Origin of the sequence: Variovorax sp. SPNA7 (assembly GCF_033807855.1) — a bacterium.
In the GTDB taxonomy this organism is placed as follows: domain Bacteria; phylum Pseudomonadota; class Gammaproteobacteria; order Burkholderiales; family Burkholderiaceae_C; genus Variovorax; species Variovorax beijingensis.
On the sequence record NZ_CP138513.1, the window covers coordinates 3,299,230 to 3,313,203 of the forward strand.

Annotated in this window: 13 protein-coding genes and 1 riboswitch; of the genes, 7 read left to right on the plus strand and 6 right to left on the minus strand. The window is 68.7% G+C overall.

The genetic code is table 11. The features are described 5' to 3' along the window. Positions 1-9: 9 nt before the first annotated feature. Genes RZE77_RS15490 through RZE77_RS15505 form a run of 4 tightly spaced genes read right to left on the minus strand, consistent with a single transcriptional unit; the run spans position 10 to position 4,781 of the window. Positions 10-879, minus strand: a complete 870-nt coding sequence (locus RZE77_RS15490) for an ABC transporter substrate-binding protein (RefSeq protein WP_319438220.1) — start codon at positions 877-879, stop codon at positions 10-12. Next, positions 876-1,457, minus strand: a complete 582-nt coding sequence (locus RZE77_RS15495) for a bifunctional adenosylcobinamide kinase/adenosylcobinamide-phosphate guanylyltransferase (RefSeq protein WP_319438221.1) — start codon at positions 1,455-1,457, stop codon at positions 876-878. The genes RZE77_RS15490 and RZE77_RS15495 overlap by 4 nt, the downstream gene beginning before the upstream one ends. Further along, on the minus strand, positions 1,441-2,856 hold the full coding sequence (locus RZE77_RS15500) for a cobyrinic acid a,c-diamide synthase CobB (protein WP_319438222.1): 1,416 nt from the start codon (positions 2,854-2,856) through the stop codon (positions 1,441-1,443). The genes RZE77_RS15495 and RZE77_RS15500 overlap by 17 nt, the downstream gene beginning before the upstream one ends. Further along, positions 2,841-4,781, minus strand: a complete 1,941-nt coding sequence (locus tag RZE77_RS15505) for a TonB-dependent receptor domain-containing protein (protein ID WP_319438223.1) — start codon at positions 4,779-4,781, stop codon at positions 2,841-2,843. Before RZE77_RS15505 ends, RZE77_RS15500 begins: the two co-directional genes overlap by 16 nt. 99 nt (positions 4,782-4,880) lie before the next feature. Beyond that, positions 4,881-5,129, minus strand: a riboswitch (cobalamin riboswitch). Between the two features lie 70 nt (positions 5,130-5,199). Between RZE77_RS15505 and RZE77_RS15510 the strand changes: the two genes are divergently transcribed. The 4 genes from RZE77_RS15510 (at position 5,200) to RZE77_RS15525 (ending at position 7,357) form a co-directional block, all read left to right on the plus strand. Then, entirely contained in the window at positions 5,200-5,424 is a 225-nt protein-coding gene (locus tag RZE77_RS15510) for a hypothetical protein (RefSeq protein WP_012747655.1), read from the plus strand. Then, positions 5,421-5,753, plus strand: a complete 333-nt coding sequence (locus tag RZE77_RS15515; protein ID WP_319438224.1) for a cell division protein ZapA — start codon at positions 5,421-5,423, stop codon at positions 5,751-5,753. The genes RZE77_RS15510 and RZE77_RS15515 overlap by 4 nt, the downstream gene beginning before the upstream one ends. A 282-nt stretch (positions 5,754-6,035) precedes the next feature. Beyond that, positions 6,036-6,857, plus strand: coding sequence for a sulfite exporter TauE/SafE family protein (locus RZE77_RS15520; RefSeq protein WP_124960495.1), 822 nt, complete (start codon positions 6,036-6,038; stop codon positions 6,855-6,857). Positions 6,858-6,931: 74 nt separating this feature from the next. After that, positions 6,932-7,357 carry a universal stress protein gene (locus RZE77_RS15525; protein ID WP_319438225.1) on the plus strand — a complete coding sequence of 142 codons (426 nt, stop codon included), beginning with the start codon at positions 6,932-6,934 and terminating at the stop codon, positions 7,355-7,357. A gap of 20 nt (positions 7,358-7,377) precedes the next feature. Here RZE77_RS15525 and RZE77_RS15530 read toward each other — a convergent pair whose 3' ends face one another. After that, positions 7,378-8,340: an AraC-like ligand-binding domain-containing protein gene (locus RZE77_RS15530; RefSeq protein WP_319438226.1), complete on the minus strand. Its 963-nt coding sequence runs from the start codon at positions 8,338-8,340 to the stop codon at positions 7,378-7,380. Positions 8,341-8,514: 174 nt separating this feature from the next. On the opposite strand from RZE77_RS15530, the gene RZE77_RS15535 reads away from it, so the two are divergent. The 3 genes from RZE77_RS15535 (at position 8,515) to RZE77_RS15545 (ending at position 12,408) form a co-directional block, all read left to right on the plus strand. Further along, positions 8,515-9,567, plus strand: coding sequence for a carbon-nitrogen hydrolase family protein (locus RZE77_RS15535; RefSeq protein ID WP_319438227.1), 1,053 nt, complete (start codon positions 8,515-8,517; stop codon positions 9,565-9,567). A 17-nt stretch (positions 9,568-9,584) separates the two neighbouring features. Next, complete coding sequence (locus tag RZE77_RS15540; RefSeq protein WP_319438228.1) at positions 9,585-10,646, plus strand: phenylacetaldoxime dehydratase family protein; 1,062 nt, start codon at positions 9,585-9,587, stop codon at positions 10,644-10,646. A 64-nt stretch (positions 10,647-10,710) separates the two neighbouring features. Beyond that, positions 10,711-12,408, plus strand: coding sequence for a serine hydrolase (locus tag RZE77_RS15545; RefSeq protein WP_319438229.1), 1,698 nt, complete (start codon positions 10,711-10,713; stop codon positions 12,406-12,408). On the opposite strand, the gene RZE77_RS15550 is transcribed toward RZE77_RS15545, so the two are convergent. Next, positions 12,405-13,940 (minus strand): malonate--CoA ligase, encoded by a 1,536-nt coding sequence (locus RZE77_RS15550; RefSeq protein ID WP_319438230.1) that lies wholly within the window; start codon positions 13,938-13,940, stop codon positions 12,405-12,407. The two genes, RZE77_RS15545 and RZE77_RS15550, sit on opposite strands and share 4 nt — an antisense overlap. Positions 13,941-13,974 lie beyond the last annotated feature (34 nt).

Below are 13,974 nucleotides of genomic sequence, written 5' to 3' on the forward strand. Positions count from 1 at the left end.
CGCCGCGGCTCAGCCGGCCTTCTCCGCAATGCAGCGCGCCATCAGCCGCGCGGCCTCGTCCATGCGCGGGCCGGGGCGCACGAGCACGTCCGACTGCGCGGCGTCGAAGCGGCAGATGCGCCCTTCGCGCACCGCGCGGATGCCGCTCCAGCCCGGGCGCTGCTCCATGCCCGCCGCGCTGCGCACGCTGACCATGATGAGATCGGGATTGGCGCGCACCACGTATTCGGGGTTGAGCTTGGGAAAGGGTCCGAGCGAAGCCGGCACGATGTTCTTCATGCCCAGCCGCGCGAGCGTCTCGCCGATGAACGACGACTCGCCGGCCGCATAGGGCGCGCTGTTGACCTCGAAGTAGACGCGCTGGCCCCTCGCGCCGCCCGGCAGCGACTGTGCCGCGGCCGACACGCCCGCATCGATCGCGCGCCAGATGTTCGGCGCCTCGCGGGTGCCGAGCACCTGGTCGAGCTTGTCGAGCACGCGCCGCACATCGGCATGGCTCTTGGGTTCGAGCACCAGCACCTTGAGGCCCAGCGCCTCGAGCCGCTGCGTCACGCGCGAGGACTTGGCGAGCAGCACCGCATCGGGCCGCAGCGCCACGATGGCTTCGACGTTCGGCTCGAGCCCGCCGCCCAGCTGCGGCAAGGCGCGCACCGCGTCGGGCGAGTTGGAATAGTTGTCGACGCCCACCAGCCGCGAACAGGCACCGAGCGCGCAGACGCCTTCGGTCAGCGACGGCAGCAGCGTGACGATGCGCTGCGGCGGCTGCGGCAGGCTCACCGTGACGCCGCGCTCGTCGACCACGTCGATGGCATGCGCGGCCAGCGCGAAGAGGCCCAGGCCAAGGGCCGCCGAAAAACACCGGATCCAGCGGGCCGTCATGCGGGCGCCTTCAGGGTCAGCGGCAAGCCGGCCGCCATCAGCGTGACACGGTCGCAGGCGGCCGCCACGTCCTGGTTCATGCGGCCCAGCGCATCGACGAAGGCGCGCGTTTCGCGGCCGAGCGGTATCACGCCCAGGCCGATCTCGTTGCCGACCAGCACCACCGGTCCGCGCGCCTCGCGCAGTGCGACGAGCAGCAGGGAGGCATGCGCCGCCGGCGTGCGCGTGACCGGCTGCGCGGTCTCGGAGCGCAGCGGCATCAGCAGGTTGGTGAGCCAGAGCGTGAGGCAGTCGACCACCACCAGCGTGTCGGGCGAACTCTGCGTGACGATGGCGCGCGCCAGCTCGACCGGTTCTTCCACGGTTCGCATGGCGGGCACGCGGCGGGCGCGGTCGGCCTGGTGGCGCACGATGCGCTCCTGCATCTCGTCGTCATGCGCCTGGGCGGTGGCAATCAGCACGGCGCGCCGCATGGCGGGCGCCTCGGCCAGCCAGTCGGCGGCGCGCTGTTCGGCGCGACGCGACTTGCCGCTCTTTTGGCCGCCGAGGATGAATTCGTGCTCAATGGGCATGCGCATCGGCCTCCAGGTTTTCGCGTTCGAGCTCGATCGGCATCGCGCCGAACAGCCGGGCCGTGGCTTCGGGGCTGGACGCGAACCACGCATGAAAATAGCTCGCCCGCACCGGGCCGTGCACATAGAAGGCCTCTCCCGCGCGGGCGTCCGCGCCCGGCCTGCCGGTGAAGGCCGCCGGCACCAGCGGCGTTTCGCAGCTCGAATAGTGAAAGGTATGGCCGCGCAGGGTGTGGGCGCCGAGCTTGAGCTGCTGGGGCCCGAGGCCGGACAGCCGCTTGTGCATCATCACCCGCCCCGGCAGCAAGCCCCAGAGTGCGTGCGACGTGCCATCGGCCGTTTCGAGTTGCTCGAACAGCGACATCATGCCGCCGCACTCGGCCCATACCGGCTTGCCCGCGGCGGCATGCGCGACCAGCGACGCGCGCAGGGAATCGCTGGCGGACAGCGCCTTCGCATGCAGTTCGGGATAGCCGCCAGGCAGCCAGATCGCATCGCATGCGGGCAGCGCATCGCCGGCGAGCGGAGAAAAGAACACGACCCGTGCGCCCAGCGCCGCAAGCACGTCGAGGTTGGCCGCATAGATGAAGGCAAAGGCCGCATCGCGCGCGACCGCGATGGTGCGCCCCTGCAGCAGCGGATCGATGCGCGCCGGCAGCTCGACCGGCGCAGCCTCGAAGCGCACCTGCGGCCAATCGGAAAGCGGCCGCTGGCCAAGAGGCGTGGCAGCTATCGCGTCGGCAGCCGCATCGAGCCGCGCCGTCGCGTCGCCGAGTTCATGCGCGGCGACCAGGCCCAGGTGCCGCTCGGGCAGCTCGAAACCGGCGCCGCGCGGCAGGCTGCCGAGCCATTGCGCCGGTTCGCGCAAGGCCTCCTTCAGCATGCCGGCATGCCGCTCGCCTGCCACGCGGTTGGCCAGCACGCCGGCCCAGGGCAGTGCGGGGCGGAAGTTTTGCAGGCCGTAGGCCAGCGCGCCGAAGGTGCCGGCCATGGCCTGCGCATCGATCACGGCCAGCACCGGCAGGCCGAAGCGCTCGGCCAGGTCCGCCGCGCTGGGGCTGCCGTCGAACAGGCCCATCACGCCTTCGACGATCAGCAGGTCGGCCTCGGCCTCGGCCGCGGCCGCATGCAGCCGCCGGCGGCAGTCGGCCTCGCCGGTCATCCAGAGGTCGAGCGAATGCACCGGCGCGCCGCTGGCAAGCGCCAGCCAGTACGGGTCGAGAAAGTCGGGCCCGCACTTGAAGACCCGCACGCGCCGTCCCTGCCGCGTGTGCAGGCGCGCCAGCGCGGCCGCCACCGTGGTCTTGCCCTGCCCCGAGGCCGGCGCCGCCACCAGCACGGCGGCGCAGGAGCGCGCAGCGATCGGTTCGCTGTTGGCGCCGGGCTGGCTTATTGCGGTGTCCACTTCAGGCCGATGTATGCGTTGCGGCCGCCGGTAGCGTAGCCGCGTGCAAGCGTGTAGTCCTTGTCGCCCACATTGTCGACGCGGGCCACCAGGCCGATGTCGCGCGTGATCTGCGTGCTGGCCACGAGGTTCAGCACGGTGTAGCCGCCCAGCGTTCGCGTGTTGGCCGCATCGTCGAAGCGCTTGCTCGACGATTGCAGCTCGGCGCCCAGCGTCCAGCCGGCAATGCGCCAGTCGGCGCCCAGCGTGCCGTGGCGACGCGCGCGGCGTGCCAGCAGGTGGTCGGTGTCCAGGTCGCGCGGGTCCTGGAAGTCGAGCGATGCGCGCAAGGTCACGTCGCCGATGCGGTGGCCGCCCGACAGCGTCACGCCCTGGTAGCGGGCCCGCGCGGTGCTGGCATAGCAGCCGAAGTCGGAGCGGCAGTTGGTGGCCGCGCCGTCGAACACGATCAGGTTCTCGACGCGGTTCTGGTAGACGACGATGCCCGCATGCGTGCCGCCGTCGGTGTACTGCAGGCCAAGCTCGACGTTGCGGCTCGACTCGGGCTTGAGGCTGGCCACGCCGTATTCGCTGAAGCGCTGGTACAGCGTGGGTGCGCGGAAGGCGGTGCCGGCCGACACGGTGGCGCGCAGCCGCGGCGTGATCGCGTAGCCGTAGGCGGCGCTGCCGGTGGTCTTGCCGCCGAATTCGCTGTCGTTGTCGTGGCGCACGTGCAGCTGGAGCGAATGCGCGCCCTGCACGAAGCCATAGCCGAGCGAGACCGCGTCCTGCGAGCGCTTGCTCGAGAACAGGCCGCTGCTGGTGGTGGGCGCATTCTCGAGCGCGTCTTCTCGGCGCTCGAGCGTGGCCGTGACCAGGTGCGGGCCGAAGCGGAACTCGTTCTGGAACAGGTAGCCGCGCAGATTGGTCTCGGTGCGGTAGAACGAAGGCTGGGTCTTGTAGACCGACTGCGAATCGGTGACCTGCACGCGCGTGCTGTAGATGTCGTTCCACTTGGCCGACCACGAGAGCCCGGCCGTGCGCAGCGTGTTGTTCGAGATGTCGTTCTTGAACAGGATCGGCGGCCGGGTCCTGAAGCTCACCGGCGGGTCGTAGCCGGCTTCCATGTCGCTGTACAGCAGCGTGGCTTCCAGCCGCTGGTTCGGCGTGAGCTGGTAGCCCAGGCGCAGGTTGCCGGCGTTGCTGCGGTAGCCGTCGCGGTCGGGGCTGGTGAAGCCGTCCTTCGAGGGCGTGCGCTTGTCCATCGGCAGCACGTTGAAGCCCCGGCTTTCCTCGTGCGCCACGCCCAGCGCGTAGTCGAAGGCACCCGACTTGCCGCTCACGCCCGCCTCCGCCTTGCGCAGGCCATGGCTGCCGAAGCCGATGCCCGCGTAGGGCGCCACGCCCTCTTCGCCGCGCTTCGTGAAGAGCTGGATCACGCCGCCCACGGCATCGGAGCCGTACACCGCAGCGGCCGGGCCGCGCAGCACTTCGATGCGGTCGATCTGCGAAAGGGGGATGCTTTCCCAGCCGGCACCGCCGGTCGATTGCGAATCGACGCGCACGCCGTCGATGTAGACGGCCGTGAAGCGCGTCTCGGCGCCGCGGACGAACAGGCTGGTGGTGTTGCCCACGCCGCCGTTGCGCGTGATCTCGATGCCCGGCAGGCGCGCCAGCACATCGGCCACGCCGACCGCGCCGCTGCGCTCGATGGTCTGGCGGTCGACCACGGACACGTCGCCCACCAGGTCCGACAGCGGCTGCGGCGTGCGGTTGGCGGTAACCACGGTTTCGCCGAGTGCCGGCGCACCCTGCTGCGCATGTGCGATGGCCGGCAGTTGGAGCAGTGCCATGCCGCCGAAGGCGGATGCCAGCGCGAGCGGCAGGCAGGCAAGGCGGCGGCGCGCAGGCGAACGGCCGAGGGAGAGGGAGCCACAGGAAGTCATGAATGGAGCGAACGAACGTCTATGCCCGTTGCCGGCTTCCCCGCCGGCGCTTGGGCGCAATGGCTGCCTTGCGCGCCGAATCGAAAATCGATCGCGCATGCGGCAGCCGCCTCGTTGGCCGGTATCCGGGCTGGCAGTGCGACCCCACCGCCTTCCCAGGCGCCTGTTTCAGGGCACCCAGTGGCTTGATGGATGAGGTTGACGCTTGCGGCGTCGACTGCTTGACCGTTGCGGGGGCAGCGCAGGCGGCTTCGGCCTTGTTCCGTTTCCGGGGGGCGTTCACTCCTGCTTCCCGTTGAACCGCGGCGTGTGAACCACGCCGCAGGCACCAACGCGCAGGATTTTAGGGCCTGCGCCAACGCAGTAAGCCAAAAGTTGCGCCGCCTGGCGTCCGCCGGGGAAACTACAATCGCCAACCATGCCCGCCTCCAGCCCCATCGACCAGATCGCCGAGCGTGTGGAACGCCTGCTCGTGCGTCATGAAGAGGTGCAGCGCACCAATGCGCTGCTGCAGGAGCAGGTCGAAGCGCTCACGCGCGAGCGCGACGCGCTGAAGTCGCGGCTGGCCGCGGCCCGCACGCGCCTCGATGCGCTGCTCGAGCGGCTGCCGGCCGAACCACCTTCCCAAGATTCCCCCGCATGAAGCAGATTGAAGTTCAGATCATGGGCCAGAGCTATCTGCTCGGCTGCCCCGAAGGCGGCGAGGCGCAGCTGCGCGAAGCCGTCGAGCGCGTGGACGCGGCCATGTGCAAGATCCGCGATGCGGGCAAGGTGAAGGCGCGCGACCGCATCGCGGTGCTCGCTTCGCTGAACCTGGCTTTCGACCTGGCGGCCCAGCAAGCGGCCGCTGCGGCCGCGCCGGCCCCCGTGGTTGCCGTGCCCGCGGCAGACGCCGGCGACGCCGATGCCAGGGCCGCCCAACTCATTCAGAAACTCGATCAAGCCCTTGCGGGCGATGACCATTTACTCTGAACGGCAGCACCCGGCCCGTCCGGGGCGTAAAATCCGAACTGTCTGCGGTGCGCGTCGGGCTTAATATTTCCTTGTTCCAATGCTCTCCGGAGCCGGGCTTGGTACATCGCTTGACGGGTGTGATCATCTCGCGTCAGATGAACCCGAAGTCTTGCTGCCCTCGCCCACCTGAACCCTGGTTCAGGATGCGGGTTCGGCGCCCACTTGCAGACACCTTTTTCCGTTCATACGGCCCCTGCATGCGCTGCACGGGGCCGTTGCTTTTTTTCAAGGCTCCGCTGCGTGACTTCCCTGCTCGACCCCCTCCTGATCGCCGAACTGGCCGCACTCGGCCTGGGCACCGGTTTCCTGGCGGGCCTGCTGGGCATCGGCGGCGGGATGCTCATGGTGCCGTTCATCACGATCATCATGGGACACCGCGGGGTGGCCTCCGATCTTGCAGTCAAGATGGCGATCGCCACCTCGATGGCCACGATCATCTTCACCTCGGTGTCCAGCGTGCGCGCCCATCACAAGCGCGGCGCGGTGCGCTGGGACATCGTGCGGCGCCTGGCGCCCGGCATCGTCATCGGCAGCCTGCTGGGCAGCCTGGGCGTGTTCGCGCTGCTCAAGGGCACGGTGCTCGCCATCGTCTTCGCGCTGTTCGTGGGCTTCTCGGCCACGCAGATGTTCCTCGACCGCAAGCCCAAGCCCACGCGCCAGATGCCGGGCACCGCGGGGCAGCTGTCGGCGGGCGGCGCGATCGGCTTCATCTCGGGCCTGGTCGGTGCGGGCGGCGGCTTTGTCAGCGTGCCGTTCATGACCTGGTGCAACATCTCCATCCACAACGCCGTGGCGACCAGCGCCGCGCTCGGCTTTCCGATCGCTGTGGCCAACGTGCTGGGCTACGTGGTGAGCGGACAGTCGGTGCAGGGCCTTCCGGCCGGCGCGTTCGGCTACATCTGGCTGCCCGCGCTCGCGGTCATTGCGGTGTGCAGCGTGCTCACTGCGCCGCTGGGTGCGAAGGCGGCGCACAACCTGCCGGTGAAGAAGCTCAAGCGCGTGTTCGCGAGCATCCTGTACCTGCTGGCGGCCTACATGCTCTGGAAGGGCCTGCAGGGCTGAGAGCATCCTGAAAGCCCCTCGGGTCTGGGGTGAGACCCGTTGCGACGCCCGGGCCCCGGTCGTATAACGGGCTCATGAAAATCCTCATCGCCGTCGACGGCAGCGCCTACACGCAAAAGGCGCTCAACTACCTGCTGGCCAACCGCTCCATGTTCGTGGAGGGCCATGAACTGGTCATCGTGCATGTCTGCACCGGCATCTCGGGCCACGTGGCGCGCCACCTCAGCAAGGAGGTGATCACCGACTACTACGCCGAGGAAAACGCCAAGGTGCTCGACCCCGTGGCGGCATTGCTGACGGAGAACGGCGTAAGCAACTACACGATCGACAAGCGCCATGGCCATGCGGCCGAGGAAATCCTCAAGTCGGCGGCCGCGGCGCATGCGCAGCTGATCGTGCTCGGCACCCATGGCCATGGCCTCCTGGGCCGCGCGCTGATGGGATCGGTGGCCACCAAGGTGATCTCCGAGACCGACACCTCGGTGCTGCTGGTGCAGTAACCAGACCCTCTTCTTCTCTTCTATTGCACGCGCTGCTGCCGCCACTCGCGCGGCGAGCAGCTGAAGCGTTCGCGGAACGCGCGGCTGAAATGCGCCGCATCGTTGAAGCCGCGGCCGTAGGCAATCTCGGCCACCGGCCGGCCGGCAAGGCGCGGCTCGAGCAGGTCGCGGCTGCAGGCTTCGAGCCGGCGCTCCCAGATGTACTGCGAGGGCGTGAGCGGCTCGCTCTTGAAGACGCGGTGGATGTGGCTCGCCGAGACGCCCAGCTGCGCCGCGAGGCTTCCCACCGACAGCGAAGGGTCCGCCAATTGCTCGTCGATGCGCCGCTTCACGCGGGCCAGGTGGTAGGCCGTGAGACTGCTCAGGCCCGGTGAGCGCGCCGCGGGCAGCGTCTGCAGCCCGGCGACAAGAATGCTCTGCACGCCGTTGGCCACCGCCAGCGCCGACGCGGGTTGCAAGGTGTCGATGTCCTCGCGCAGCGTGCGGATCATGCCCAGCAGCAGGTGCCCCGCGCCCTCGCGCCCCGACACGGTGGTGGCCGTCAGCGCCTCGGTGTCGTGCAGTTCGCTGCGCAGGCGTTCGCCCGGCAGCTTGAGCACGATCTGCTCGAAGCTGTCGTCGAACAGCAGCTGGTAGGGCCGCGTGCTGTCGTACAGCGCGAAGTCGCCTGCCGCCAGCACGGCGTCGCGACCGTCCTGCCGCACCACGCCCTGGCCGCGCGCCTGGATGCTGACCAGAAAAAAGTCGTCGCTCGAACGCGAGATGTGGCCCTGCGTGCGCATCACCTTCTGCGGCCCCGACCTGACCACCGACACATCCAGGCTCGGCAGCGTGTGCTGGCGGATGCTGCCTTCGAAATTGCCCGTATCGCCTTCGCGCACCGGGTCGCATCCGAGCTGCACGTAGACGTTGCAGATCATGTCGGTCCAGTAGGCGAGCCGCTGGTCGCGCGGGACGGCGTCGGTGCTGAGCAACGGGGTCATCGGGGTTCCTTCGGAAGTCGGCATGCAACGCTGGAACAAGAACGCCGCAAGTTCGGGTCAAGGCGTTTCGCGGCGGCGAATCTACGCTTCAAGCAACCCGCATGCCACCGCGCAAACCCGGTGCGAGGTGTGCGAAGTTGTTTCTTTCACTATCCCGCTTCTGGAGACCCCGCCATGCCCGCCACCGTTCACCCCAAGCTCCGCGTTGCCGCCGTGCAGGCAGCGCCCGTGTTCCTCGATCTCGACGGCACCATCGACAAGACCATCGACCTCATGGCCCAGGCCGCTGTCCAGGGCGTGAAGCTCATCGCCTTTCCCGAAACCTGGGTGCCCGGCTACCCCTGGTGGATCTGGCTCGACTCGCCGGCCTGGGGCATGCAGTTCGTGCAGCGCTACCACGACAACGCGCTGGTCGTGGGCTCGGCCGAGTTCGACCGCATCCGGGAGGCCGCGCGCAAGCACAACATCTGGGTTTCGCTCGGCTACAGCGAAAAGGCCGCGGGCAGCCTCTACATTGCGCAGGCGCTGATCGACGATCAGGGCCGCACGGTGCAGACGCGCCGCAAGCTCAAGCCCACGCATGTGGAGCGCACTGTGTTCGGCGAAGGCGACGGCTGCGACCTGGCCGTGGTCGAGACGCCCATCGGCAACATCGGATCGCTCTCGTGCTGGGAGCACCTGCAGCCGCTCAGCAAGTACGCGATGTATGCGCAGAACGAGCAGATCCACTGCGGCGCCTGGCCAAGCTTTTCGCTCTACCGCGGCGCGGCCTATGCGCTCGGCCCCGAGCTCAACAACGCCGCGAGCCAGGTGTACGCGGCCGAGGGCCAGTGCTTCGTGGTGGCGCCGTGCGCTACCGTCTCGCAGGCCATGAGCGAGCTGATGTGCACCGACGCCGGCAAGCAGCAGATGCTGCGCGTGGGCGGCGGCTTTGCGCGCATCTACGCGCCCGACGGTTCGCCGCTGGGCACGCCGCTGGCCGAAGACCAGGAGGGGCTGGTGATTGCGGACATCGACCTGGGAATGATCGCGCTCTCCAAGGCGGCCGCCGACCCGAGCGGCCACTACTCGCGGCCCGACGTCACGCAGCTGCTGTTGAACAAGACACGCCGCGAGCCCGTGGTGCTGCAGCGCACGCCCGAGGTCGAGGGCGGCGCCTTCGAGGCCATCGTCGCCGCACCCGAGCCGGCACCGGCGGCCGCGCGCCAGCAGCCGCTGGTGGCCTGAAGCACCGGAGCCACGCCATGGAATCCGCCATTGCCGAGCACCTGAAGTGCCCCCGCACGCGCCATCGCCGCGTGGAGGACGACTACGCGCCGCCCTATCCCGTCTGGTCGGCGCGCGCGCCGGCCGCGGTCAGGCAGGTCGTGATGGGCTATTTCGGCGTGCAGTCGCGCGGCGCCGGGATGCAGGGCCGCGCATGCGCGGCGCTGATGAAGATCGCGGCCGGCTTCGCGCTGCCCGACGGGCCCGGCCACCACGACTTCGCACACCATGTCGACGCCGCCGGCTGCGACAACATGATCGCCATCGCCTACTGGAACGACCCTGCGGCCCATGCGCGCTGGTGCGCAACGCCCGAGATCGATGCCTGGTGGCGCTCCGAGGAACGGCTGGCGGATGACCTCGGCTACTTCCGCGAAATCGTTTCGCCGCGCGCCGAGCACTTCGAGACCATATTCAACACGCCCGACCGCCTCGAAGGCGTGGGCGTGGTGATGGGCGGCGTGAGCGGTGAACTGCAGGAGCATGGCTACTGGGGTTCGATGCGCGACCGCATTCCGCTGTCGCAGACCGATGCGATGGCGCCCTCGGGCACACGCGCCGTCATTGCGGGCGCGCCGGCGCCGGGCCAGCGCGTGCGCATTGCAGGCCACGAGAACATCGCGATGATCCGCTCCGGCCAGGAGTGGGCCGAAACCACGGGACAGGAACGCACGCTCTACCTCGGCGAGATGGAACCCGTGCTGCGCGAAGGCATGGACTTCCTGCGCGACCAGGGACTTCACATCGGCTGCTACAGCAATCGCTACATGCACCACCTCGATGCCAAGGGTTCGCCGCTGGAGAAATCGTTCGGCCTGAGCTTCTGGCGCTCGCTCGCCGACATGGAGCGCTGGGCCGAATCGCATCCCACGCACGTCGCGATCTTCGGCAGCTTTATGCGCTATGTGCAGGCGCTGAACTTCCAGCTGCAGCTGCGCGTGTACCACGAGGTGTCGGTGCTGAAGGCCGACGAGCAGAGCTACGAATACATCAACTGCCATGCGGGCAGCGGGCTCATGAACGGGCTGGGCGCGGCGTAGCGGGGCCCTCGCCTCGGGGATGCCGTAGGATGCGCGGCCCTACACAAAGGCAAGGACCCCGACCATGTGGAGCGATCTCGACAGCCTCGTCGAAGCCTCGATGCAGGAATGGAAAGTACCGGGACTCGCGCTGGCCGTCATCCAGGACGGCGAGATCGCCGTGCTCAAGGGCTACGGCGTGCGCGACACCGACACGGGCCTGCCCGTGACCATCGACACGCAATTCCTGCTGTGCTCGATCACCAAGTCGTTCACCGCGGCCGGGCTCGGCCTGCTGGTCGACGAACGCAAGCTCGACTGGGACCGGCCGGTGCGCGAGGTGATTCCCGAATTCCGCCTGCAAGATCCGGTGGCGACCGAGCGGCTGACCGTACGCGACCTGCTGTGCCACCACAGCGGGCTGCCGCGGCACGACTGGATCCACATGCCCGGCGACCTGAGCAACGCGCAGATGCTCGCCGCGCTCAGGCACCTGGCGCCGAACAAGGACGTGCGCGACACCTTCCAGTACTCGAACCTCGGCTACCTGGTCGCCGGCATGGTCACCGAGCGCATCAGCGGCCGGAGCTACCAGGACTTCACCACCGAGCGCCTGATGAAGCCGCTGGGCTTCAGCCACTTCGGCTTCTCCATCGAGGCGCTCGCGGCAGCCGAAGACGCCGCCCGTCCGCATGCGATGGATGGCGACGAGCGCTACCGCACGCCGCTGTCGCCGATCCGCGCGACGCCGGCCGGCGGCATCAACGCCTCGGTGGCCGACCTTGCGAAATGGGCGCGCTTTCTCCTCGATGGCAAGGCGCACGGGCAGCAACTGCTTTCGACCCAGGCGCTGCGCGAAATGACGATCCCCCGCGTGCACATGGGGCGCTCCCCCTACGCCGAGATCGGCGACTCGCACTACGGCCTCGGCCTCTTCTGCGAGCAGTACCGCGGCGAGCGCATCGTCGCGCACTCGGGCTCGTGGACCGGCTGGAGCACGCTCATGACGATGCAGCCCGAGCGCCGCGCAGGCGTCGTGGTGCTGACCAACCGCACGCCGGGGAGCGTGCACGCGATCCTCACCTACGCGGTGCTCGACCGCATCTGCGGCCGCGAGCCGGTCGACTGGTTCGGGCGCCTGGCACCCAAGCGCAGGCAGGCCATCGAACAGCAGGCGCTCGACAGGAAGGCGAGCGCGGAAGTCCGCAGGAGCGGAACCCACCCGAGCCATCCGCTCGACGACCATGTCGGCGACTACGAGCATCCGGCCTACGGGCGCCTGCGCATCGACCGGGAAGCGGACGGGCTCGCATGGCGCTGGCGCGGTGTCGAGGAGAAGCTCGAGCACCGCCATTACGATGTGTTCATCACCCCCGACCGCCCGGCAGTGCTTCACCCCAGCAACCGGACGCTCACCTTCCGCTACGACCGGCAAGGCCGCATCGATCGCATCGAGATACCGTTCGAGGAGATGGTGGACGACATCGTGTTCCATCGCGTCGCAGCCGGCGATGTGCTGGACCCGGCATTCCGGCGGCTGTGCGCCGGCGATTACCTGCACAGCGGCCGCGTGATCGAGATCAGGCTCGATGCGCGCGGCGAGCTCGCCATGACGATCCCAGGCCAGCCGACCTATCGCTTGCTGCCGGCCGATGGCCGCAGTTTCCGCGTCGACACGCTCGAGGGCTTCGGCGTGGAATTCCGCCGGCCGTCATCCGACGCGGTGGATGCCCTCATCTTCCACGAACCCCGCGTCACCGCGCTCGCGCCGAGAATGGCCTAGGCGAACAGCCCCCTGTGCTGCTCCCGCAGCAGCGCCTTCTGCACCTTGCCCATGGTGTTGCGCGGCAGCTCGGGCACGACGAAGCAGCGCTTGGGAATCTTGAAGTTCGCGAGCTTCGACTTGAGCTCTGCCACGATGGCATCGGGGTCGAGCGCCCCGCCCGCCTTGGCGATGACGATGGCCACGCCCACCTCGCCGAAATCGGGGTGCGGCACGCCGACCACCGCGCTTTCGGCCACGCCGGGCAGCTCGTTGATGTAGCCCTCGATCTCGGCGGGATAGACGTTGTAGCCGCCGCTGATGATCAGGTCCTTGCTGCGTCCGACGATGGTGACGTAGCCGCGGCCATCGATCTTGCCGACGTCGCCGGTCTTGAAGAAACCATCGGCGGTGAATTCTTCCTTCGTTTTCTCCGGCATGCGCCAGTAGCCCGCGAACACGTTCGGGCCGCTGACCTCGATGCTGCCGATCTCGTCGGTGGTGCAGTCGCGGCCGGCGTCGTCGCGCACGCGCAGCCGCACGCCCGGCAGCGGAAAGCCGACCGTGCCGCCTCGGCGCTCGCCCTGTGTGGGGCTGTAGGGGTTGGAGGTGAGCATGATGGTTTCGCTCATGCCGTAGCGCTCCAGGATGGTGTGGCCGGTGCGCTCGCGCCATTCATCGAAGGTCTCGATGAGCAGCGGCGCGGAGCCGGCGATGAAGAGCCGCATGCTGCGCACCGCCTCGCGCGTGAGGCCGGGCTCGGCCAGCAGGCGCACATAGAGCGTGGGCACGCCCATGAACACGGTGGCCTCGGGCAGCTTCTCGACCACGCGCTTGGGGTCGAACCTGGAAAACCAGATCATCTTGCTGCCGTTGAGCAGCGCACCATGGAGCGCAACGAAGAGGCCGTGCACATGGAAGATCGGCAGCGCGTGGATCAGCACGTCGCCCTCCGTCCAGCCCCAGTAGTCCTTGAGCACCTCGGCATTCGACAGCAGGTTGCCATGCGTGAGCATCGCGCCCTTGCTGCGGCCGGTGGTGCCGCTGGTGTAGAGGATGGCGGCCAGGTCGTCTGCGCTCTTTCGCGCCGCTTCATGCCGGTCGCTGCATTGCGCGGCAAGCTCCAGCAGCGTGCCGGTGCGGTCGTCGTCCAGCGTGAACACATGCCGGGTGCCCGCCGCGCTCGCGATCGGTCCGACCCACGCGGCATTACGGCTGGTGCACACCACCACGGCCGGCTCCGCGTTGCCGATGAAGTATTCGATCTCGGCGCTCTGGTAGGCGGTGTTGAGCGGCAGGAACACGTAGCCGGCGCGCAGCGTGGCGAGATACAGGATCATCGCCTCGACCGATTTCTCGACCTGCACCGCGATGCGGGCGCCCTCCTCCAGCCCCAGCGCGCCGAACAGGTTGGCCATCATCGCGCTGGCGCGGTCGAGGTCTTGCCACGAATAGAACAGGCCGTTGTCGGTTTCCACGGCCGTGCGGCCGAGGTCGGCGGGAAAGGCCGCGCGCAGGGCGGCAAACAGGTTGGAATTGGCTTTCGTCTTCATCGGGACAGGTACTACTTCGGAAATTCGGTGTGCG

Coding starts and splice junctions, on each gene's coding strand:
- RZE77_RS15490 (WP_319438220.1), bottom strand. CDS start 879: ATGACGGCCCGCTGGATCCGGTGTTTTTCGGCGGCCCTTGGCCTGGGC.
- RZE77_RS15495 (WP_319438221.1), bottom strand. CDS start 1,457: ATGCGCATGCCCATTGAGCACGAATTCATCCTCGGCGGCCAAAAGAGC.
- RZE77_RS15505 (WP_319438223.1), bottom strand. CDS start 4,781: ATGACTTCCTGTGGCTCCCTCTCCCTCGGCCGTTCGCCTGCGCGCCGC.
- RZE77_RS15510 (WP_012747655.1), top strand. CDS start 5,200: ATGCCCGCCTCCAGCCCCATCGACCAGATCGCCGAGCGTGTGGAACGC.
- RZE77_RS15515 (WP_319438224.1), top strand. CDS start 5,421: ATGAAGCAGATTGAAGTTCAGATCATGGGCCAGAGCTATCTGCTCGGC.
- RZE77_RS15525 (WP_319438225.1), top strand. CDS start 6,932: ATGAAAATCCTCATCGCCGTCGACGGCAGCGCCTACACGCAAAAGGCG.
- RZE77_RS15530 (WP_319438226.1), bottom strand. CDS start 8,340: ATGACCCCGTTGCTCAGCACCGACGCCGTCCCGCGCGACCAGCGGCTC.
- RZE77_RS15535 (WP_319438227.1), top strand. CDS start 8,515: ATGCCCGCCACCGTTCACCCCAAGCTCCGCGTTGCCGCCGTGCAGGCA.
- RZE77_RS15540 (WP_319438228.1), top strand. CDS start 9,585: ATGGAATCCGCCATTGCCGAGCACCTGAAGTGCCCCCGCACGCGCCAT.
- RZE77_RS15545 (WP_319438229.1), top strand. CDS start 10,711: ATGTGGAGCGATCTCGACAGCCTCGTCGAAGCCTCGATGCAGGAATGG.
- RZE77_RS15550 (WP_319438230.1), bottom strand. CDS start 13,940: ATGAAGACGAAAGCCAATTCCAACCTGTTTGCCGCCCTGCGCGCGGCC.